At 45.7% G+C, this 21,564-nt stretch carries 17 protein-coding genes; 8 read left to right on the top strand and 9 right to left on the bottom strand.

The window, feature by feature from the left end; genetic code table 11:
• Positions 1-3: 3 nt before the first annotated feature.
• From ACQQ6X_RS23645 to ACQQ6X_RS23625, 5 genes are all read right to left on the bottom strand, one after another.
• The gene (locus ACQQ6X_RS23645) at positions 4-954 is read right to left on the bottom strand and encodes an ABC transporter permease (protein WP_305167303.1); all 951 of its coding nucleotides are present in this window, start codon (positions 952-954) and stop codon (positions 4-6) included.
• A gap of 71 nt (positions 955-1,025) precedes the next feature.
• Positions 1,026-2,645 (bottom strand): ABC transporter substrate-binding protein, encoded by a 1,620-nt coding sequence (locus tag ACQQ6X_RS23640; protein WP_305167302.1) that lies wholly within the window; start codon positions 2,643-2,645, stop codon positions 1,026-1,028.
• Between the two features lie 159 nt (positions 2,646-2,804).
• Complete coding sequence (locus ACQQ6X_RS23635; protein WP_305167301.1) at positions 2,805-3,167, bottom strand: DUF1304 domain-containing protein; 363 nt, start codon at positions 3,165-3,167, stop codon at positions 2,805-2,807.
• Between the two features lie 131 nt (positions 3,168-3,298).
• Positions 3,299-4,810, bottom strand: a complete 1,512-nt coding sequence (locus ACQQ6X_RS23630; protein WP_305167300.1) for a methyl-accepting chemotaxis protein — start codon at positions 4,808-4,810, stop codon at positions 3,299-3,301.
• 258 nt (positions 4,811-5,068) lie between these two features.
• Positions 5,069-6,322 (bottom strand): cation:dicarboxylate symporter family transporter, encoded by a 1,254-nt coding sequence (locus tag ACQQ6X_RS23625; RefSeq protein WP_305167299.1) that lies wholly within the window; start codon positions 6,320-6,322, stop codon positions 5,069-5,071.
• A gap of 212 nt (positions 6,323-6,534) precedes the next feature.
• Between ACQQ6X_RS23625 and ACQQ6X_RS23620 the strand changes: the two genes are divergently transcribed.
• Together ACQQ6X_RS23620 and ACQQ6X_RS23615 are read left to right on the top strand one after the other, a co-directional pair.
• Positions 6,535-7,839: a sensor histidine kinase gene (locus ACQQ6X_RS23620; protein ID WP_305167298.1), complete on the top strand. Its 1,305-nt coding sequence runs from the start codon at positions 6,535-6,537 to the stop codon at positions 7,837-7,839.
• Positions 7,840-7,844: 5 nt separating this feature from the next.
• A complete protein-coding gene (locus tag ACQQ6X_RS23615) occupies positions 7,845-8,774 on the top strand; it encodes a response regulator (protein ID WP_063206799.1) in 930 nt (309 codons plus the stop codon).
• 108 nt (positions 8,775-8,882) lie between these two features.
• On the opposite strand, the gene ACQQ6X_RS23610 is transcribed toward ACQQ6X_RS23615, so the two are convergent.
• A complete protein-coding gene (locus ACQQ6X_RS23610; protein WP_305167297.1) occupies positions 8,883-9,365 on the bottom strand; it encodes a MarR family transcriptional regulator in 483 nt (160 codons plus the stop codon).
• Between the two features lie 103 nt (positions 9,366-9,468).
• Entirely contained in the window at positions 9,469-10,968 is a 1,500-nt protein-coding gene (locus ACQQ6X_RS23605) for a monooxygenase (protein WP_305167296.1), read from the bottom strand.
• Positions 10,969-11,275: 307 nt separating this feature from the next.
• Between ACQQ6X_RS23605 and ACQQ6X_RS23600 the strand changes: the two genes are divergently transcribed.
• The gene (locus ACQQ6X_RS23600; RefSeq protein WP_305167295.1) at positions 11,276-11,773 is read left to right on the top strand and encodes a DinB family protein; all 498 of its coding nucleotides are present in this window, start codon (positions 11,276-11,278) and stop codon (positions 11,771-11,773) included.
• Between the two features lie 113 nt (positions 11,774-11,886).
• Here the strand turns inward: ACQQ6X_RS23600 and ACQQ6X_RS23595 are convergent, their stop codons facing one another.
• Positions 11,887-12,708 carry an endonuclease/exonuclease/phosphatase family protein gene (locus ACQQ6X_RS23595; protein WP_305167294.1) on the bottom strand — a complete coding sequence of 274 codons (822 nt, stop codon included), beginning with the start codon at positions 12,706-12,708 and terminating at the stop codon, positions 11,887-11,889.
• A 5-nt stretch (positions 12,709-12,713) separates the two neighbouring features.
• Positions 12,714-14,378 carry a PTS transporter subunit IIBC gene (locus ACQQ6X_RS23590; RefSeq protein ID WP_305167293.1) on the bottom strand — a complete coding sequence of 555 codons (1,665 nt, stop codon included), beginning with the start codon at positions 14,376-14,378 and terminating at the stop codon, positions 12,714-12,716.
• Between the two features lie 242 nt (positions 14,379-14,620).
• Here ACQQ6X_RS23590 and ACQQ6X_RS23585 point away from each other — a divergent pair, with 242 nt between their 5' ends.
• The 5 genes from ACQQ6X_RS23585 to ACQQ6X_RS23565 all read left to right on the top strand — a co-directional run bounded on the left by ACQQ6X_RS23585 (position 14,621) and on the right by ACQQ6X_RS23565 (position 21,558).
• The gene (locus ACQQ6X_RS23585; RefSeq protein WP_305167292.1) at positions 14,621-15,628 is read left to right on the top strand and encodes a LacI family DNA-binding transcriptional regulator; all 1,008 of its coding nucleotides are present in this window, start codon (positions 14,621-14,623) and stop codon (positions 15,626-15,628) included.
• Between the two features lie 154 nt (positions 15,629-15,782).
• The gene (locus ACQQ6X_RS23580; RefSeq protein WP_305167291.1) at positions 15,783-18,065 is read left to right on the top strand and encodes a glycoside hydrolase family 65 protein; all 2,283 of its coding nucleotides are present in this window, start codon (positions 15,783-15,785) and stop codon (positions 18,063-18,065) included.
• 25 nt (positions 18,066-18,090) lie between these two features.
• Positions 18,091-18,756: a beta-phosphoglucomutase gene (gene pgmB / locus ACQQ6X_RS23575; RefSeq protein WP_305167290.1), complete on the top strand. Its 666-nt coding sequence runs from the start codon at positions 18,091-18,093 to the stop codon at positions 18,754-18,756.
• A gap of 164 nt (positions 18,757-18,920) precedes the next feature.
• A complete protein-coding gene (locus ACQQ6X_RS23570) occupies positions 18,921-20,399 on the top strand; it encodes a spore germination protein (protein ID WP_305167289.1) in 1,479 nt (492 codons plus the stop codon).
• Positions 20,400-20,403: 4 nt separating this feature from the next.
• Positions 20,404-21,558, top strand: coding sequence for a Ger(x)C family spore germination protein (locus ACQQ6X_RS23565; RefSeq protein ID WP_305167288.1), 1,155 nt, complete (start codon positions 20,404-20,406; stop codon positions 21,556-21,558).
• Positions 21,559-21,564 lie beyond the last annotated feature (6 nt).

The following is a 21,564-nucleotide window of genomic DNA, read 5'->3' as shown; positions in this document are numbered from 1 at the left end:
TTTTCACCTCGTTGATTTAATTCTCGGGTCCGCCATGCTGTACAAGATATCTGCAAGCAGATTACCCAGGATCAGCAGCAGAGCGGAAAATAAAGTAATCCCCATAATGACGGGATAATCCATTCCTTTTACAGCCGTCATGCCCAGCGAGCCAATGCCCGGCCAGGAAAATACCGTCTCCGTCACAATGGCCCCCGCCACTAAGTCGGCCACCGACATACCAAGCAGCGTAATGATGGGCAGCAGCACATGCTTGAGCACATGTCGAAACAAAACCAATCGTTGTCCAGACCCAAACGCGTACTGGATCTGCACATACTCTTCCTTAAGCTGCGTAATCGTGCTGGAACGGATGTACCTCACATAGACAGACAGAAAGCCAAAGGCCAGCACAAAACATGGCAAAATGCCATGCTTGATCACATCCAGCACTGAGTCCGTTCCGATCGTACGCATTCCTGTACTTGGAAGCCAATGCAAATAAATCGCAAACAGATAAATAAGCAAAATACCGAGCCAGAACAGTGGAACAGAAATGCCGATGTACGAAATTAGATTAATGAGCTTGTCGATCCAGCGATTCCGATTGGCTGCAGCCATCAAACCAAGTGGAATTGCAATCAATACAGCGAGTATGATGGAGGCACCCATTAACCCCGCTGTCGCCGGGAGACGGTCGAGAATCTGATCCAGTACAGGCTGATGATTAATTAGCGAGTAACCGAGATCACCTGTCAGGCTTTTTTTAAGCCATAATATGTACTGTACATAAGCAGGCTGGTCCAGCCCCAAGCTATGTCTCATGCGTTCAATATCTTCCAGATGCATATTCGGTGTAACAAAAGAGAGAACCGGATCACCTGGAGCCAGCTTGATCAAGCCGAAGCAGACGATGGACACAAAAAATAGCATCGGTATAACTTGCAGCAGCCTTCTGGCGATGAGTTGTCTCATACGTTTTCCTTCCCCTTTGTTTTCGAAAAAAATAAGCTGGTTACCCCAGCTTATTTTTTGAAAACCCTGTCTTATTTGTGATAAATTTTGGACAAATCCTCGAAAATCACGACTGGCTTCAACACAGCCTGATCTATACCGCCATACTGTTTGTCGAAGGCCACAATCGTTTTAGTGTATGCAATCGGGTAGATGACTGCATCATCAGCCAAAATTTCTTGTACTTTTTTATAAATTTCTCCACGCTTTGTCGTATCCGACTCACCCGCACCCTCTTCTAGCAACTTATCCACTTCTTTGTTTGAATAATGCGAATAGTTAGAGGATGATCCAGTGCTATACAAAATACGATACGCGTCAGGGTCATACCCCATGATATAGCCGCTGATCGCCAGGTCGAAGTCCTTGGCATTCGTATCGATAAATTTTTGCGACCACGCCGAGGAATCCATGCTGTTCACATCCAGCTGAACGCCAATATCCTTGAACTTCTGCTGGATATACAACGCTTGTGCTTCCTGTACCTTGTTGCCGCCCGGAATGATAATGCGCAGCTTCAGCCCTTCAGCGCCAGCTGATTTCAGCAGCTCCTTCGCCTTGTTCACATCATTATTGAAGAATGCAACATCATTCGTGTGATACAGCACATCCTGTGTCAAAGCAGATTTTGCAGTATCTGCATAATCCTTGGAGCCATACGATACCTGGATCAATTCATCCTGATTCAGTGCATAAGAGAGCGCCTGACGTACTTCTTTTTTGTTCAATTGCTTTGTATCACTGTTCTCATTAAACATCAGGTAAGCCAAACGACCTTCGCTGTACGGAAAAATGTCAAACTTATCCGTCGCTTTGATGGTGTCCACATTTTGCGGGTCGAGATAGTTTACATTGATTTCACCATTTTGCAGGGCCAAATTGGCAGCATTCGAATCTTTAACAATTCGATATGTTACAGAATCCAGATGCGGCTTGCCGCCAAAATAGTTATCGAACCGTTCAAGTGTAACGTACTCGCCGGTTTTGTACTCCTTAAATTTGAAAGGACCTGATCCAACCGGAGTGTTGTTTTTTGTACTTTTCTCAATATCCGCTTCGTTCTCAAAAATGTGCTTTGGAATCGGGGATACCTGTACCAGTGCCGCCTCAAAAGCCGGGGCTGGCTGAGGTAGCTTGAAGTCCACCGTCGTATCATCAACCTTGCTCACCTGTACCGGCTTGCCGTTGACCATAAAATTACTTCTCAAGAAGCTGTGCTGCTTCTCATCCAAAATTTTGTTTATGGTGAAAACGACATCGTCAGCTGTCAGCTTCTCGCCATCATGCCAAGTCAGATCCTTTTTCAGTTTAAGTGTATAAGTCAGCTTGTCTGCCGAAGGAGTCAGGCTATCTGCCAAATAAAATGTCTTCTTGCCGTTGTTGACCTGAAACAAAGGTGCGAATATCGCCTGATCTATCGTCAAACTTACCCGGTCACCCGCATAGTTTGGATTCAGCACCACAGGATCGGCTTGCACGCCGATAATGAGGCTACCACCATCTTTGGGCTGTCCGTTACCCGCTGTCGTAGCATCTGTGCCGGACGCACCACCATTCGTCGCAGACGAAGATCCCGAATTTCCGCCGGAGCATGCACTTACTACCAACATGAATACGATGAATACGAATATACCTGTCAAATTACGACGCATCGCTCTAGCCTCCAAATTCTTTAAGTATGTATTGAAAAACATTATAAATCGGAATAGTCGGATTTACAATCGTTTAAAAACTGTTTATTCCCCTTGTCATTAGCATTGCAGACATTATGTGATCGAATTAGCAAAAAAGACACTCGTTAAGAGTGTCCTTTAGAAGATCAGCAAACTGATTAATGCCAGAATGGCAGGCAGGCCTTGCTTTAATAAAATAGACTTATTGGCAGTTAAAGCACCATACACCGCAGCCACTACCACGCAAATGACAAAGAATAATTGAATTTGCCGTCCGATCACAGGATCGGGATAGAACAAGCCCCACACCAATCCAGCAGCCAGAAATCCGTTATACAGCCCCTGATTGGCTGCCAGAGATTGGGTCACTCCTGCCAGTTCCTTGGAGGTACCGAACGTACGCATCGCTCGCGGGGTCGTCCATAAAAACATTTCTAATATTAAAATGTACATGTGCTCCACAGCTACAATTCCCACCAATATTGAACTAAGTAGGCTCAAATCATTCCCTCTTTTCTACGTAAAGTTACTATGAGGTCATTTTCAGATTAATTCTCAAAAAGTATAGTTCATCTGCCAAAAACAGTAAAGAGACCGAGCCTATGGCTCGGCCTAGTTATTAGCACGAGGTCTTACATCGTTCTCGCAAAATCCAGCAAAGCTTTGGACATACTGTTGATCTCGTCCGTAGAAGCATTCACTTGCTGCGTTAGTGCAGCCTGTGTTTGTGTCAGCGTGGACATATTCCCAATGTTGTGCAGAATGCGCTCGATAAGTGTTTTCATTTCATCCAGACTAGTCTCGATATTCCCGGTCGCATCAGCACTGTGGATAGCAAGCTTTCTCACTTCATCTGCAACGACTGCAAAGCCACGCCCCTGCTCGCCTGCACGCGATGCCTCAATGGCAGCATTCAGACCCAGCAGATTCGTTTGATTCGCAATCTCTTTAATGAAGTTCGAAATGTTTTGCGTCTCTTCTGCGCTGACTTTGGCTTGATTGGCTGCCTCAGTCGATTGCTCTTGAGCCGTAGCCAGCTCCTGTGCCTGGTTACTAACCGAGTTAACGCCGTTCACCATTTCTGTAATGGAATCAGAAAGATGCTGAATTTTGAGCGTAAGCTCATCCGCAACAGCCTGCTTTTCCTTTTCTACAGTGATATCACGGATTGTCCCGGCAATACGAATAGGTACTCCCTTACTATCGCGTATGCTTCTTCCACTGTTTTGATACCAGCGGTATTCTCCATTTTTACTTTGTAAGCGGCATACCATATCATACGGCGTACGATCTGAATAGTCATTTAAATGATCGACTACAGCCTTAACTGCATGTTCGGCATCGTCAGGATGTATACGTGAACTCCAGCTGCTTAATACACTCGGAAAGTCCTTCTCGTCTGTAAAGCCCAAGGTATTGCGGAATTGCTGGGACCACCAAAATACATTATCCGGGTGTTCAATGTCTCCATCCACCAGAATGACGTCATAGGGTGCCTCCACCAAAACACGATTGATGAGATCAAATCTTGTAGCTAGAGCCTGAAGCTCCTCGGACTTAATCTTCTGATCATGCACATCCAGCAGAGCGCCTGCAATCCGGAGCGGCACTCCCTGCTCGTTGCGGATCGTTGTTCCGGTAGCCCGGAACCAGCGGTATTCTCCATGCTTCAGCTTCAAACGATACTGTACGTCATATGGTGTCTTTCCCGTAAAATCCAGCAAATGATCCGACAATTCTGTCAAAGACCTGTCATAATCTTCGGGGTGCAGTCGAGATGACCAGCTGTCCAACACATTAGGGAAGTCCTTTTCGTTCTGGTAGCCCAGCATAGCACGAAATTCTTCTGACCATGTGAATGTATTATTGGGATTGACGGGATCACCTGCAACGACCTCCATGTCCCATAAACCAATCTCTATAGCCTTGGTCACAAGTTTCAGGCGGATGTCGACATGCTCAGCATCATTTTTCATGGACTCGATCGCCTGGTTGACATTGTTTGCGATTTCCTGAATCTCAGGAGATGTTGAGGAAACCTGTATTGCAGCAGCATAATCCTTTTGCTGTATTCTTTTTGAGAGTTTGCGGCTTTCTTCTACTAAAGGAGCAAGTGATTGAGACTCATTTTTCTTGAGAAACATATATGATCTTCCCTTCTAAGCCAATATATAAAACGGTATAATTTAATATCGGAATTTTATTAAGAATAATTATAAATAAATCTATAATCGTATAGGTATTAAGACTTATTTTTCATGCCCATATACCTATATTTTCATACAAAAAACATCGAAAAATGTCGAAAAAGGAATGTGATTTACAAGTCTGGAAACAAAAAGAACACCTCTGCATGACTTCGCAAAGGTGTTCTTTTAATCTGATAATCAGTTCAATGAACTTTATTTAAGTGAGGCAACGTATTCCTCGCCTTTTTCTTTATCATATTGTCCTTCCCATTTGGACATGACGACAGCCGCAAGTGAGTTTCCTAAAACATTGACTACCGTACGCGCCATATCCAGAATACGATCAATACCAGCGATAAAGGCCAAACCTTCCAGCGGAAGATTCACAGCGCCCAACGTAGCAAGCAACACGACAAAGGAAGCCCCTGGCACACCTGCAATCCCTTTGGAGGAAATAATCAGCACGAGTACGAGCGTGATTTGGGTGGTGATCGGCAAATTAATGCCATACATTTGGGCAATAAAAATGGCAGCTAGTGCCTGATAGAGTGTAGAGCCGTCCAGATTGAAAGAATATCCGATCGGAATGACAAAGGATGTAATTCCTTTTGGACATCCGAATTTCTCCATCTTCTCCATGATCTTAGGCAGGACACTTTCCGAACTGGCCGTCGAATATGCAAGCAACAGCTCACTTTTCAAAATTTTGACCATAGTCCAGAGATGGGTGCCGCAAAGCTTGGCGATAATTCCAAAAACAATCACAATGAACAGTAACATGGAGCCGTACACTGACAGTACAAGCTTCAACAACGGCCATAATGAGGCCAATCCAAACTTGGCCACTGTCGTTCCAATCAGTGCAAATACACCGAACGGAGCCAGGCGCATAACCTGATTGGTTACCCAGAACATGGCATCAGCTACACCTTCAAAGAAATTAAGCACAGGCTTGCCCTTGTTGCCAATTGCCGCTACTCCTAGCCCAAACAATACGGAGAAGAATATAATAGCCAGCATATCTCCTTCGCCCAGGGCTTGAACAACATTGGTCGGTACAATGTGCACAATCGTATCTATAAAGCTATGGCCTGACTTTTCCGCAGTCTCCACATAGGAATGGATATCGCTCTTAGCCAGGTGGGACATGTCCACGCCATCACCGGGTCGAACCAGATTGGCAACAAGCAGTCCAAACAGGATTGCAATAGTCGTTACAATTTCAAAGTACAAAATCGACTTCCCGCCGAGCTTCCCTAACTTTTTCATATCTCCGACGCCGGCTACACCGATAATGAGCGTTGAGATCACAATAGGTACGACTATCATCTTGATCAAGCGGATGAAAATATCACCGATCGGCTTTAAGTAGACTTCCACCCCTGAATTGCCGTAAAATAAGGCACCAACAATAATACCTAAAGCCAGACCAATAAAGATTTGCATTGTTAAATTAATCTTTTTCACTTCATGTCCCCCCTCCGGCTGGTTTGTATATTTTGCAGTATGCAGCTCTTAATATTCAAATGATGTTATTTATACTACAATCCGAACTATAAAAACCGACAGTTATCTACACATGTATTTGTTTTTTTCTATAAATTCACAAACATTAATGCTGAGCCTGTGAATTTATCTTACATTGCCTTTCTGAAACAAATACCCGGAGGTGAATATGGATGAAACTGAATACCCTTCTCTTCCTGCTGATGCTTATCTTTGTACCACTGGCAGGTGAGTTGAATATTCACCCGTTCAATAATACATTCCGTCTCAGCTTTGGTACGCCCGTATTTTTTTTCTTTCTGTTATCCATACGCCATATTCCGCCTGCACTATCAGGAGTACTTGCCGGGATCGCAGTAGTCGCCTTTCGCATTTCACTCAATTATTACCTCCATCCCGGGTTTTCCTTTGAAGAGTTGGTGACCTTGCATGGACCTACCTTTTTTTATTACATGGTTTACGGCCTGCTCTTTCAGGCTCTTAATATTAATGCTGAGCCTTACCGCGCACTGCGCGTGGGCATCCTCTCGGTGGGGATTGAGGTTGCTGCAAGTGTGGCGGAACTTAGCGTCCGGCGAAGCATTGACGGAGATTTCTGGGACATCGTTAAGATCAGCCAAGTGGCTTTTATGGCCATGATCCGCAGCTTCTTCGTGCTTGGGTTCTATAATATGATTCGATTAAATCAATCGGTTCAGCACGAAGAGGCGCAAAGACAGCAGACAGAGCGAATATTACTTCTGGTGTCGGACCTGTACGAGGAGTCAGTCCAGTTAGGCAAAACCCTGTCGCACGCAGAGCAAATTACCCGTGAAAGCTATGAGCTGTACCGTGAGTTGCAGCAGGATGAATCTCTGAAAGATAGAGAACATTACGCCAGACAGGCACTTCGTATTTCCGGACAGGTTCATGAGATTAAAAAAGACAGCCAGCGGATTTTTGCCGGTTTGTCCAAGCTCATTGATTCCGAAAGCGACGTGCATTATATGACTTCACAGGAACTTGGCGAGCTGATCGTCCGAACGAACAGCAAATACGCCCAATCGCTGGGCAAATCCATCCGTTTCACGCTGAATTTCGATCCTGTGTTACCCAAACTGCATGTTTATACCGTTCTCACTCTGATTAACAACCTGACATCCAATTCAGTGGAGGCGATGAAAGACAGCGGAAGGATTGACGTTTCCATTCAATTTCTACCAGGACAAGAGGATATAATATCGCTTAGTGTCACCGATAACGGTCCAGGTATTCCTCAGCGCAAGCGGGAAATGATCTTCACACCGGGATACACGACCAAGTATGATGAGGGAGGACAGCCTTCGACTGGCATGGGTTTGTTCTATGTGCGTGAAGTCGCGGAGAGCCTTGATGGAACGCTTGAACTGCTACAAAATGAAGATGAGCATACAGATAGATTACAGACTACTTTTAGAGTTATATTGCCTTTACGGAAACTGACGGAGAAAGGAAGATAGCCCGGATGCGTTTTTATATTGTAGATGACGATCAAGGGATTCGTTCTATGCTGGCAGACATTATTGAAGACGAGGGTTTAGGAGAGGTCGTTGGGGAAGCGGAGGATGGTTCCTACGTGAATAGCGGCCTGCTGGAGCTGAACCGGATTGATGTATTGCTGATTGACCTGCTAATGCCGCTTCGCGACGGCATTCAGACCGTACGTGCACTTGGTGATCAATTTAGCGGGAAAATTATTATGATTTCGCGAATTGAATCCAAAAACATGATCGGTGAGGCATACTCGCTCGGTATTGAATATTACATTGCCAAGCCCTTGAATCGACTGGAAATTATTGCGGTTATTCAAAAGGTGACCGAACGCCTGCGCATGCAGCAGTCCATTACAGATATCCAGCGCACACTGCAAGGACTGTCGATGTTCACATCGAACGGTCCATCAGCGACAATGGAACCGACCCGAAACATTGTCAGTTCGGGGCAGTTTCTGCTCTCCGAAATGGGAATGATCGGCGAAGCCGGAAGTGTAGATTTACTGGACATGCTGGAGTACCTGGACCAATATGAGGAGGAAACAGGTAACCTTTCCCCCTACCTATTCCCCTCGCTAAAAGATATTTTTGCTAATATTGCGTCCAAACGGTTAGGAGAGTCAGCCTCAGCAATAGAGCTGAGCAAGGAAATCAAGGCATCGGAGCAACGTGTCCGCCGCGCCATTTTCCAGACATTAAGCCATATTGTATCGCTCGGGTTGACCGATTATACCCATCCTAAGTTCGAAAATTATGCATCCAAGTTTTTTGATTTTACAGAAATCCGTAAAAAAATGCTGGAACTGCAAAACAATGTGGAACCTTCCCTGTCCCAAGCCCGCATTAATACGAAAAAGTTTGTGCAAGTACTCTATATGGAAGCCAAACGACTATTGCATTAAAAGAAAAAGCACGCACCTGCATCTCCACATGTGGCTATCATCACACGGAGATTAACAGGTGCACATTTTGATGATTTAAATGTCCCTTGATTCGAGACTCTTGTTCTGCTACTCCATAGCTTCCAAGAAACCTACACCGTCGGACAACAGACGTTTCAGGACATTTAGCTCCTCCGGGCTGTAGCGATTTAAAAATTGAAGTAACCGATGCTGTACCTCAGCATGCAGCCGCTCATGTACAAGAAAGAGCTTTTTTCCCAACGGGGTTAGCCGAAAATAAATTTCTTTCTTGTTGTCGTTCAGCTGGGTTCTGCGAATCCAGCCTTCCTTGAGCAGCTTGGTGCTCACTTTTGAAACAGTGCCTTTGCTCAGCTCCATACGTTCCGCTAAGGTTGTAACATTGATCGGCTCATGCTTCCCGATACAATCCATAACGTGCACATCCGTCATATTGAGCGAAGTCATTCCATTAAATTGCTCCTGAATCTCTTCGAGAAAGGTCATACTCTCTCTCTGCTGATGCTGCTCCCACTGGTGATTCATCTTAATAAGCAAATCATAGACATGCTGAACCGTTGTCGCCTTCTCCATACGAACAAGTAGTCACTCCTTTGGCATACTCCTCCTTTCATTATAGCCCACATTTGTTTCACAGGAAACAATATGGTCATGTCATAATTAAACCCTTTCCCCTTTATATCAATGTGACAATGCCATCCTTAATTACACTTGATATATCCGTTTGTTTCACCGAAATGGCCCAAGCGATATACCCATCCGGACGGATGAGAACCGTATGCACATCCCTCCATCCAACAGGCAATTCATCGGATACGGCTTCGACGTAAGAAATATGTGAAAGTGAGATATGGTGCAACTCATTCGATATCTTAGTATCCTGTGCAAGATGGAGCAGTACAAACCGTCCTTCATGTAAAAGATCGTAAGCATACGATGTCATTCCGTCAGGCAACCGCAATTCAAAATCAGCAAACCGTTTGCCGTTCAGTGGATGCTGCGGTACATTGCCAGCCGCTGGATAACATACATCTAGTGCACTAATTTGCTCTGCCATAGAGCGATTAATTTCTGGATGGCGAAACCATTCCTCATGTAATTGGCGGTGTGCCAATACAGCAGGCGTAAAATCCAATAAGCGGGTCTGAACCTCGGTATTCCGCAAAAACTGCGTATTAACCGGATAACGTTCGTCATGATAGCTATTCAGCAGTGTGTCTGGAGCCCAGCCACGAATCACTCCGGCCAACTTCCATCCCAGATTTGCCGCCTCTTGCAAGCCAACATTCATTCCCTGTCCACCTGCCGGGAAGTGAATATGCGCCGCATCACCTGCTAGCAGGATTCTCCCTTTACGATAGGTCTGCGCCTGCCGCGTTGCATTCCCGAATCGCGATAACCAGCGAGGATTGGATACGCCAAGATCTGTACCGAGCAGATCATACAGTCCTGTCTGCACTTCTTCCAGCGTCACAGGTACGTCCTTCGGAATCTCCATCATTCGTGGTGTAGTCAAAATAACACGATAAATATCTGGATACACAGGGGCAATCATCACCCCACCTCGTTCACTATATTCGGAATGCACGCCACTTTCAGGCGGATTGGCTAGCTCTACATCCGCCAATATGGCGGTCAGAGTCGTATCCGTGCCCGGAAAAGCAATCCCGGCTTGTTTCCGCACGATACTCCCAGCCCCATCCGCTCCTACGACATAAGCAGCCGTCATCACCGATACATTGGCTTGTGGTCCAGATGTGCATACACTCACTACCTCTACGCCCTGCTCCTGCTCCCGCACAGATACCACTTCCATGCCACGATGGACGACAACTCCCAACTTGAGCGCATGCTCCTCGATCACCTGCTCTGTAATCACCTGTGGAATAAACAACGTATAATTAGAAGAACTATCAAGCACAGAAAAATCCAAGCGGGTATTCAGCATGGAAAAGTGACCCGTACGTATAGGTCTGCCGCGCTTCATAAACTGCTCCTTCAATCCACGCATATCAAACATTTCAAGCGTCCGTGGATGTAGCGTAAGCGCACGCGACTGGTCATTAGGCTCCTCTAAACGTTCAATTACACATACGCTTACTCTTGCTAATGCCAACTCCGCAGCGAGCCACATTCCAACAGGGCCGCCGCCCACTACAATCACTTCGTAATTCATGTTCACACCCCTATCTAACATCTTTACTTCCACCACCTTATCGTTTCGTCGGAAACAATATATACATGCAGAAAGCTCCCCTTAACATTTCCGCATATATTAAACAATCCATTAAACCTTTGTTTATTGTTTCACGAGAAACAATATCATTGTAATTTAATTGAGAACAATTATCAACTACTTTATTCAAACGATTTCTGTTCCTTATTTTAAAGCATGCAATCATTTACATTTTATAAAATATAATTGTATAATCGTCAAATGAGACTAAGCTAGAACAAACTCTCCATAGAAAGGATGATTATACATGTCGGATGCCAACCAATTATTCGGTCAAGCGCTGGTTAAATCACTGGTCGGGGAACGTGGACATATTCGAGTCGCTCGTGCCTTGCCGGACATTGACGTCGAGCTGGCAGGGAAGAAAAATGCCGAAATGCCCTACAGCATTTATCAACTGCTGAAGCATATGATTTACTGGCAGCAATTTATGCTGGAGCATCTGGAAGGGCGGAAGCCCCAGCTTCCGGGCGATGTCATGGAAAGCTGGCCCCAAGAAACTGGACCGCAAAGCGAAGAGGCATGGCAGGCTGTCATTAACGAATTTCTAGAGGGTGTAGATCGGGCTGTGCAAATTGCCGAAACTGCGCAACTGGATGAATCACTGGCTCATTTCCCAGGGGAAACAAAAGCGGGACTGTTGCGGAATATCGCCTCCCATAATTCATATCATCTGGGTGAAATTGTACTGCTGCGCCGCATTTATGGAACTTGGCCACCACCAGGAGGCGGCCTTCCTGCATAAAGCGCGCTCATGGACCGTTTTAGCATTAATACTCCCTTTTATTACAATATGGTGTTGGTCTTGATTGTAAGAAAAAGGCCACTTGCATAAACAAGTGGCCTCCTTTTGGTTCATCACAGTTCCAACTCGACTGCAACACCAAAATGATCGGATACAACGGGTCCTGTTTTTCCATTCAGTACAACCGTTGAGGATTGAACCTGTGCTGCCTTACTGGAGAAAACATAGTCAATACGGAGCGGTTCCGCATTACTTTCCCAGCCAGCAATAGCTTTGATAACCGTGTGTCCTGCATCACGTACAGTAGCGTTCGAATAGGTGTCTGACCAACCGGATTGCATTACATAGTCATATCCCTCTCCGCGCACTTCAGCCGCGTTGTTGAAATCCCCCATCACAAACACAGGAGCCGTAGCTAAAGGATCGAGCACTTCGATTGTACGATCCCATAGTCCGCGGAAGGATTCCTCATCATTCCACCAGTTATAATGTCCGCTGACAAACCAGGACTGCACTCCGTCCACCACAGTCTGAATACCCACAATTTTACGCGAGCGGTAGTTGTCATAATCCTGTATTGAGGAAACATATTCGTTTACCGTAGCTGTAATCGGTGTTTTGGACAGAATCGCCAAACCCTCGTCATATTTGGCAAAACCAACATGCGCGGGAGCCCACGTCCAGTGATAAGCATCGGATAACAGACCGTTCAGCACATAAGCATAGTTATCGCGTTTAATGACAACTTCAGGGTCTGCGCTATAGTAAGCGGCCAAATCTTCCGTTGTCAACGGAGTCTCTTCTATGGACTGATTGACTTCCTGCAAAGCAATGACATCAAACTGCTGTTCATCAATAAAAGCAGCCAATTGCTTCAGCTTATCGTGTTGGTTTTCTTCCATCCAAGCATGTGCATTTAAGGTTAACAATTTCAAGCTAATCACCTATTGAGTATGTCTTGTATATCTGATTTAAGCACATCGGCCTTTGGTCCGTAAACCGCCTGTACCCCATTATCTACTTTAATTAAGCCCAAGGCGCCTAACGCTTTCCACGTCTTTTCATCTCCAACGGCTTCTGTATCCTTCACCGTCACACGCAGACGGGTCATGCAAGCATCCACCTCGACAATGTTCTGCTCACCCCCAAGTGTCTTGATGATATCCGTAGCCAGTTGATTTTGAGTTGAAACCGCTGCCAAACCATCTGCTTTTGTACTCTCTGCCTCGGAAGTCGCTTGAGGCTCCTCATCTGTATAATTCCCCAGTCTTCCCGGCGTAGCCATTTTGAATTTGCCGATCATAAAATAAGCGATAAAGTAGGTTGCTACCGCAAACACTACACAGGTCAGCACAAAGTTAATGATATCCTGCACCAACCCCGCATTTATAGACAATGGTAATCGAGTCAGCAGTTCAATCATACCAAACGAATGTAAACGCAAATGTATAATATCAGCCATTCCGAAAGCAATACCGGTAAGAATAGCATAAACCACATACAATACAGGCGCCACGAACATAAACATGAATTCCAGCGGCTCCGTCACCCCTGTTAAAAAGACGGCTGCTGCTGCAGAGAAAATCATCGACTTGTACTTGCTGCGTTTATCTTTGTCTACACGACGATACATAGCTACTGCCAGCCCCATAAGGATGCCCGCTCCGCCGATCATTTGTCCTACCTTGAAACGGGCAGGCGTCACGCCTCCCAGCAAGTTGTTGTAGGCTGCCGGATCCGTACCACGAAGCGCACTGAGATCACTAGCCCAAGCCAGCCACAGCGGATCTTGCCCAGCAACAACGCTTCCTGCTCCAGAACCCGTGAGCACCGTGTAAACGCCACCAAGTTGAGTATAGTTAATAGGAACGGTCAGCATATGATGAAGACCAAAAGGAATCAACAGTCTCTCCAGTGTACCATAGACAAATGGCGCTATAAAAGGAGCCGATTCCCCCGAAGTCGCCAACCAGACGCCAAATTGGTTAATCCCTCCTTGGACAAATGGCCAGACAGCAGACATGATCAAACTAACGATTACGGACCATAAAATCACAACAAACGGAACAAAACGCTTACCGTTAAAAAACGCCAGAGCATCAGGAAGCTTACGGTAATTATAATATTTATTAAACACTACGGCCCCGACGAAGCCGGAGATGATACCGACAAACACACCCATGTTGAGTGCAGGCGCCCCCAAAATAGAGGTGAAATAACCACTAACCGGAATCGTTGCACCGAAGAGGGTATGGGTAGTTGCTCCCTCTTGGGTTAGCATCTTCGACGATACGCCCAAAATCGTTCCTGTTGAAATATTGATGAGAACAAAGGCAATTAAAGCCGCAAAAGCTCCGCCCGCTCGTTCCTTAGCCCAAGAGCCACCAATCGCCACGGCAAATAGAATGTGTAAATTGTTGATAATACCCCAACCCAGATTCTCCATGACCCCGCCGACAGTCACCCAGAAATGAATATCGCCAGCCAACATCGCCACTACTTTACCCAGTGAAATCATAATCCCGGCTGCTGGCATGACAGCAACAACCACAAGAAGTGCCTTCCCAAGCTTTTGCCAAAAGTCAAATGATAGAAGTTTTTTCATGCTCGTTCATTCTCCATCCCTTATAGTATGTATAGCATGGGTAATACTCAATAAATATTATGCAATCGGTTGCACAATTATTATAATGATATCGCTTTCTATTAGCAATACCCTGTTTGCAACTTCTTGGCTAATTACGATGGAAAAACTCGAAAAAAACCTCGAATTTGTTGATTTTCGAGCAATATCGTATGATAGAACATAATATTTTCTGCTTGAGATAGCAAAAGGAGACGAAGACGATGGCAGTAACCATCAAAGATGTCGCAAAACGTGCTAAAGTTGCTACTTCCACCGTATCCCGTGTCATTCAAGACAGCCCCAAAATCAGCGAAGCCACCAAGGCACGCGTCCGCAAAGAAATGAAGGCGCTTGGCTATGAACCCAACTACTCAGCTCAAAGCCTGGCTAACCGTGTCACACAGTCGATAGGCATTATTATGCCTGAATCGGATGTGGCGATCTTTCAGAATCCTTTCTTTCCGGAAAGCCTGCGCGGGATCAGCGAATGGGTAAACGAGCACAACTATACACTGTCGATTGTCACAGGCAAAACGAGTGATGAATTGCTATCCCGCGTAAAGCTGATGACACGAACCGGACGCGTTGACGGCTACATTGTCCTGTACTCCAAGCAAAAGGATAGCATCGTGGAGTATCTTCACAAAGAAAAAATCCCCTATACCGTCATCGGCAAGCCTCAGCAGTTTGTCAGTGAAACCACCCATGTAGATAACGATAACTACCAGGCTGCCAAGGATGTGGTCACGTATTTGACGGGGCTGAATCATGAGCGCATTGCTTATGTTGGCGGTGACCAGGAACACGTCGTGAATCTTGAAAGACTTCGAGGCTACCAAGATGCGCTACGAGAGGCGGGCTTGCCTCTACCAGAAGAATACGTGGTCAGGGAGCCTTTTAATCTGGACGATATGCGCACGCTATTGCAGGCTACCCCGCCGCCTACGGCGATGATCGTTAGCGACGACCTTGTAGCCATGGCCGTACAGAAAATGCTTGCTCAGTTAGGCGTATCCATGCCAGAGCAGCTGTCCATGGTGAGCTTTAATAACCTGATGCTGGCTGAGCTGATGAATCCCCCTCTTACTTCCGTGGATATTGATATCTTCAGCCTTGGTTATCAGGCTGCCAAAAGTCTGATCGAAAAAATTGAAGACCCGAAAGAATTGACCAAGCACATCATTGTCCCCCACCGAATTGTAGAGCGCAAATCAAGCCAGACACTATGAATCTCTAAGAAATGAACAAGAACTGATTTTGTGGATATCCATAAAATCAGTTTTTTTGCGTTGACAGGGCAAACGGTTGCACTATATACTGAACTCGCTCATATATTGGTTCCGTTCAAACAACGATCTCATTTTCCGAGAGGGGTACGCAATCATGGTTTACAACCGATTATTTGACGTAGATAGTTGGAAGCTGACAACACACACTCTACATAGCACACACATGCGATTACAGGAAAGCTTAACGTCCATAGGCAATGGCTATATGGGCATGCGCGGCAATTTTGAAGAAGCTTATTCAGGGGATCATCATCAAGGGACGTATATCTCCGGTATTTGGTTCCCTGACAAAACCAAGGTAGGCTGGTGGAAGAACGGCTATCCTGAATATTTCGGCAAGGTCATCAATGCCATGAACTTCATTGGCATCCGTCTGATTGTAAACCAAGAGGAAGTAGACTTATTTACGGCACACATCAGCGATTTTGTGCAGGAGCTGGACATGAAGCAAGGAATCCTGCGGCGCGCCTGTACTGTGAACGATCAGGTTCGTATCACTACAGAGCGTTTTCTGAGCATTACCACACGTGAATTATGCCTGATTGATTATCAGGTCGAAAATATAAGCGATCAGCCTTTAAGCATCGAGCTTGTTCCTTATTTGGATGGCAATACGAAAAATGAGGACACCAACTATGACGAGGTATTTTGGCTGGAAGAAGCCCGTGAGGTTCAAGAGCAGTTCATCAGCCTGTCCGCAACGACGATAGATAATCCCTTCGGTATTCCGCGCTTTACCGTAAACGCTACCATGGGTATTGTCACCGAAGGACAGGATGAGCAGACGACGGAAGAGGGCTTTTTATATGCTGCACGCCACTATCAATACAACGTCTCGCCAGGCGATCGCATCCAACTGCAAAAAATTGTGGCCGTCACCACTTCACGCGATATGGAAAAGGATGCATTGATTCCGCAAGGTGAGCGCATCGCTGTGGAAGCTGTGAACAAAGGCTACACCTCTCTTAAACAAGAGCATATCGACGCTTGGGCCAGACGCTGGGACAAGGCAGATGTTGAAATTGAGGGGGATACGGAGGCCCAACAGGGAATACGTTTTAACATTTTCCAGCTGTTCTCTACGTACTACGGTGAAGATGCCCGTCTGAATATCGGACCGAAGGGCTTTACGGGCGAAAAATATGGCGGTGCCACCTATTGGGATACAGAGGCATATGCCGTACCTATGTATCTGGCGCTTGCCGATCCGGAGGTAACGCGAAATCTGCTGCTGTACCGTCATCAACATCTGGAGGGTGCCAAGCATAACGCAGCCCAGCAAGGGCTTCGCGGGGCACTGTATCCTATGGTCACTTTTACAGGCGTGGAATGCCATAACGAATGGGAAATTACCTTCGAAGAAATCCATCGTAACGGTGCAATTGCCTATGCCATTTACAATTACACCAATTATACGGGGGACTTGACCTATCTGCATGACTACGGAATCGATGTACTGGTCGAAATTAGCCGCTTCTGGGCCGATCGGGTTCATTTCTCCAAGAGCCGTCAGCAGTACATGATCCACGGGGTTACCGGGCCAAATGAATACGAAAATAACGTTAATAACAACTGGTATACCAATACGCTGGCTGCATGGGTTCTAAAATATACGTTGTCTGTCTTGCCTCAAATCTCGACTGAGAAATCGCAGCGCCTGGCAGTTACAGCCGATGAGCGTGCACATTGGCAAGATATCATCAACAACATGTATTATCCTTATGATGAAGAGCGGGGCGTCTTCGTACAGCACGATACCTTTATGGATAAGGATTTGCAGCCTGTATCCGCTTTGCATCCTAGCAATCTGCCACTTAATCAGAAATGGTCATGGGATAAAATCCTGCGTTCCTGCTTCATTAAGCAAGCGGATGTACTGCAAGGGCTCTATTTCTTTGGAGACCAGTTCACGCTGGAGGAAAAAGCGCGCAATTTTGCATTTTACGAGCCAATGACCGTTCATGAATCCAGTCTGTCTCCTTCGATTCATGCCGTGCTTGCCGCTGAACTCAAAATGGAGGATAAGGCAGTCGAAATGTATAAACGGACGGCTCGTCTGGATCTGGATAACTATAATAATGACACCGAAGACGGACTTCATATCACTTCCATGACAGGAAGTTGGCTGGCGATTGTACAGGGATTTGCCGGGATGAGAACCTATAATGAAACACTCAGCTTTTCCCCTTTTCTGCCGAAGGACTGGAACAAATATACGTTTAAAATCAATTATCGCGGCCGCTTGCTAAGTATTCTCGTACAGGAGAGTGAAGTAGTCATTACCCTGCTGGACGGAGAACCGCTGACACTGGAATTGTATGGACAGCCGACGCACATTACCAGCGGGCAGCCGTTAATGGCGAGCAGTGCTTCATAAATGAACCAACCAGGGAGGTAAGCAAATGAAGGCAGTCATTTTCGACTTGGACGGAGTCATTACAGACACCGCTGAATACCATTTTCAGGCATGGGGCAGCTTGGCGGAAGCGCTCAGCATCCCTTTTGATCGGGAATTTAATGAACAGTTAAAGGGAATCAGCCGTGCGGAATCGCTCGACAAAATTCTGGCACGTGGTAACCTGTCCAATACGTTTTCAGAAGAAGGCAAGCAAGACCTGGCCGTACGAAAGAACACCGAGTATCAGCGGCTCATCTCGGCTTTAACTCCCGCAGATGTCCTGCCGGGCATTCAGGCACTTCTGAAGGAGCTTCGTGAAGCAAAAATTGGCATCGCGCTGGCCTCTGCGAGCAAAAACGCAGCGTTTATACTGGATCGGCTGGAGCTGGCACACTATTTTGATAGTGTGGTGGATGTCACAGCCATTCGGAATGGAAAGCCTGACCCGGAAATTTTCCTCGCCGGAGCTGCCAATCTGGGTGTTCGACCTGCCGACTGTATCGGCATAGAAGACGCACAGGCTGGCATTCAGGCGATCAAGAGCGCCGGGATGTTCGCGGTCGGTGTAGGCACGCCTTCGCAAATGCAAGAAGCCGATATCGTAGTAGCGACTACAGCCGAGCTTTCTTTGAGCATGCTGGAGGACCATTTTTACGAGTTTAAAAAGTGATCTCATTCTGAATTAAGTTTATATAGCGTTAGGTATGACTAGAGACGAACACCATGAGGTGTTCGTTTTTGCTTTTGCTGAAAAAGGGCTGATGAATATTTATCACTATTTTACACATATTACATGCATATCATGCTTTAGGCTTTTTGAAGGGGGAAGCGTCAGTGGCAAGATCACTCGAGGCAAAATTAGATTATCTTGAAAAGACTCTGGGTCATCTTCCTGATATCGTCTTCAAAAAAATGAATGTGGGCCAAACGGGAATTCATGTCATTATGATCTATCTCTCTGGTATTGCGGATATAAGTCTGATTAACGAACAAATCGTCAAGCCGCTCATTTTAACTGGAGTCCGTGAAAGCCACTCCCAAGTGAATCCTGACAAAATAAAGGAAGAATTAATACAGCAGACAGCATTTACGATCGATATGAAAGAAGGGACAGACCTTGAGACGTGTGTAAGCAAAGTGTTATCGGGCAATACTTGTCTGCTGATCGAAGGAACGGATGATGTTTTTTTTGCTTCTACAGGCAAATTCCCTTCGCGAAGTGTTGATGAACCCAGCACCGAAACTTTGGTAAGAGGGCCAAGGCAGGGATTTATTGAGGATTTGGAAAGCAACCTGGCCATGGTCAGACGACACATCAAAGATCTCAGTTTTAAAATAGATAAAATAACTATAGGGAGGAGATCTTCTCGGACATTAGCAATCCTGTACATATCAGATATCGCAAATCCGGAGCTAGTGCAAGAAGTTAAACGAAGAGTTGAAACGATTGATGTGGACGATGTTTCTGATACCGGGGTTATTGAGCAATGGATCGAGGAAAGTTCATTGTCTCCGTTCCCACAGATTCAAGCCTCTGAACGCTCGGATAAAGCTATAACGGCTTTAATGGCAGGGAGAGTTGTCATTATGCTAGATGGCACCCCTTTTGTCTTAATTGCTCCCATGACCTTCTGGATGCTGGCTCAATCCCCAGAGGATTATTATGAGCGGTTTCCCTTAGGGACATTTTTCCGCATGCTTCGTTTAACGGCTTTGTTCATTGCAACATTCCTGCCTTCGTTGTACGTTGCACTCATTTCTTTCCATCCTGGGTTAATCCCGCCTGAGCTGGTCATATCTATTGTTGCGGCAAGGGAGGGGATCCCCTTTCCCGTTTTTGTGGAAGCTTTAATTATGGAGGCATCATTGGAAGTATTACGTGAGGCAAGTCTGCGTCTACCTAAAGGGATAGGGCAGGTCATTGGGATTGTAGGTGGTCTTGTTATTGGACAAGCAGCTGTTGAGGCGGCGGTCGTAAGTCCTATCCTGATCATTATCGTTGGTCTTACGGCCATCGCGTCCTTTGCGAGCCCACAGTACAGCGGCACTATCGGAATCCGGCTCCTTCGTTTCCCCATTATGATGATGGCAGGGGTTTATGGGCTATATGGAGTCATTTTAGCCTTTATTTGTTTAGGCGTACACATGGTTCAGATCAAAAGCTTTGGCGTTCCTTACATGTCACCGCTAGCCCCAGTTCGACTAAGAGATCAACAGGACACCTTGGTTCGGGTTCCTTTTAAATACCTAAGAAAACGTCCTATCATGCTAAAAACACAGGACGAAACACACTCTAACAGGAAAAGGAAGTAAGCCTATGATCTCTTCCCCCTTTCTGCTTCGTCGAACCCTATGGGTACAAAAATGCTTTGCCGCATGGATCGCATGTGCTCTTCTCGCCGGCTGTTGGGATAGTAAAGAGATCGATACCTTGAGTATTATCCAGGGTGTCGCCATTGATACGGATCAGCAGGACAAGCTGGAACTTACCTACCAGCACTTAATAGCGCAGAAATCCAGAAGAAATATGTACACCAACGTAACCACTTTAGACAAGGATTCCATTCAGTCTGCTTCCAGGGAACAGGCCAAGCAGGTATCCCGTGCTCCTTTATATAGTTTTATTCGCTTGATTTTAATTAGTGACGAAGCTATACAAAAAAGAAGAATCGACCAATTGTTGGATACGTTTACTCAATCCTATAAACCAAGTCGAAAATCACTTGTTATGATCATAAAAGGCAATGCAAAAGAAGCGCTCAATAAGATCGGCAAGCATCAAGAGATCCCTTCTATTGACCTTGAGGCATTAGCTAAAAATAGCGATTTAAACTCAAAAATACCTTCTAGAATAACATTAGGGGAAATTTCTACTAAAATCTCACAAGGAGCTGACTTTCTCATCCAATACATAGAAACCGATGGAGGCAACCACTTTTCAGGAGCAGCTCTGATCAGCGGCAAAACGAAGAAGTTTGCCTATAGGGTAGACGAAGAGGATGTCAGCGGAATTAACTGGCTGCTTGGAAAAACAAAAGATTCCATTATTAAAACAGAGATGTCCAAGTCAAACCAGTCGATGGTGTTTGACGTTGAGGATGTCCACACAAAACTTATTCCCCACTTGAATGGGCAGGATCTCTCATTCACAGTTCGTATTCAAGCCGATACCAAACTTAATGAAAGCACGGTTAATTCTGTAGACTTCCTGAAGGAGTCCTTCATCCAAACTGCCAAAGAAGCGGTGCAGGATCAAATCAAACAGACCGTATCCCATTCACTAAATACTCTCCAGAAAGAAATGAAAGCAGATGTAGTCGGTTTTGGTACAAAGGTAAAAGTAAATTATCCCGCTTACTGGGAGCGGGTAAAGGAAAATTGGCAAGATACATTCAGTCAAATACCGATCGATGTTAAGGCTAAAGTACAGATCAAGCGAACTGGTGCTTATACAAAAGAAGAGGGTGAGTAAATGTCT

Origin of the sequence: Paenibacillus ottowii (genome assembly GCF_050516475.1) — a bacterium.
Lineage (GTDB): Bacteria > Bacillota > Bacilli > Paenibacillales > Paenibacillaceae > Paenibacillus > Paenibacillus ottowii.
This window is presented reverse-complemented; position numbering and strand designations above follow the sequence as displayed.

Excerpts from the sequence above, each read along its gene's own strand:
- ACQQ6X_RS23600 (WP_305167295.1), top strand. The coding sequence starts at position 11,276 with ATGTCGGATGCCAACCAATTATTCGGTCAAGCGCTGGTTAAATCACTG.
- ACQQ6X_RS23630 (WP_305167300.1), bottom strand. The coding sequence starts at position 4,810 with ATGTTTCTCAAGAAAAATGAGTCTCAATCACTTGCTCCTTTAGTAGAA.
- ACQQ6X_RS23620 (WP_305167298.1), top strand. The coding sequence starts at position 6,535 with ATGAAACTGAATACCCTTCTCTTCCTGCTGATGCTTATCTTTGTACCA.
- ACQQ6X_RS23645 (WP_305167303.1), bottom strand. The coding sequence starts at position 954 with ATGAGACAACTCATCGCCAGAAGGCTGCTGCAAGTTATACCGATGCTA.
- ACQQ6X_RS23585 (WP_305167292.1), top strand. The coding sequence starts at position 14,621 with ATGGCAGTAACCATCAAAGATGTCGCAAAACGTGCTAAAGTTGCTACT.
- ACQQ6X_RS23565 (WP_305167288.1), top strand. The coding sequence starts at position 20,404 with ATGATCTCTTCCCCCTTTCTGCTTCGTCGAACCCTATGGGTACAAAAA.
- ACQQ6X_RS23605 (WP_305167296.1), bottom strand. The coding sequence starts at position 10,968 with ATGAATTACGAAGTGATTGTAGTGGGCGGCGGCCCTGTTGGAATGTGG.
- pgmB (WP_305167290.1), top strand. The coding sequence starts at position 18,091 with ATGAAGGCAGTCATTTTCGACTTGGACGGAGTCATTACAGACACCGCT.
- ACQQ6X_RS23580 (WP_305167291.1), top strand. The coding sequence starts at position 15,783 with ATGGTTTACAACCGATTATTTGACGTAGATAGTTGGAAGCTGACAACA.
- ACQQ6X_RS23610 (WP_305167297.1), bottom strand. The coding sequence starts at position 9,365 with ATGGAGAAGGCGACAACGGTTCAGCATGTCTATGATTTGCTTATTAAG.
- ACQQ6X_RS23615 (WP_063206799.1), top strand. The coding sequence starts at position 7,845 with ATGCGTTTTTATATTGTAGATGACGATCAAGGGATTCGTTCTATGCTG.
- ACQQ6X_RS23640 (WP_305167302.1), bottom strand. The coding sequence starts at position 2,645 with ATGCGTCGTAATTTGACAGGTATATTCGTATTCATCGTATTCATGTTG.
- ACQQ6X_RS23590 (WP_305167293.1), bottom strand. The coding sequence starts at position 14,378 with ATGAAAAAACTTCTATCATTTGACTTTTGGCAAAAGCTTGGGAAGGCA.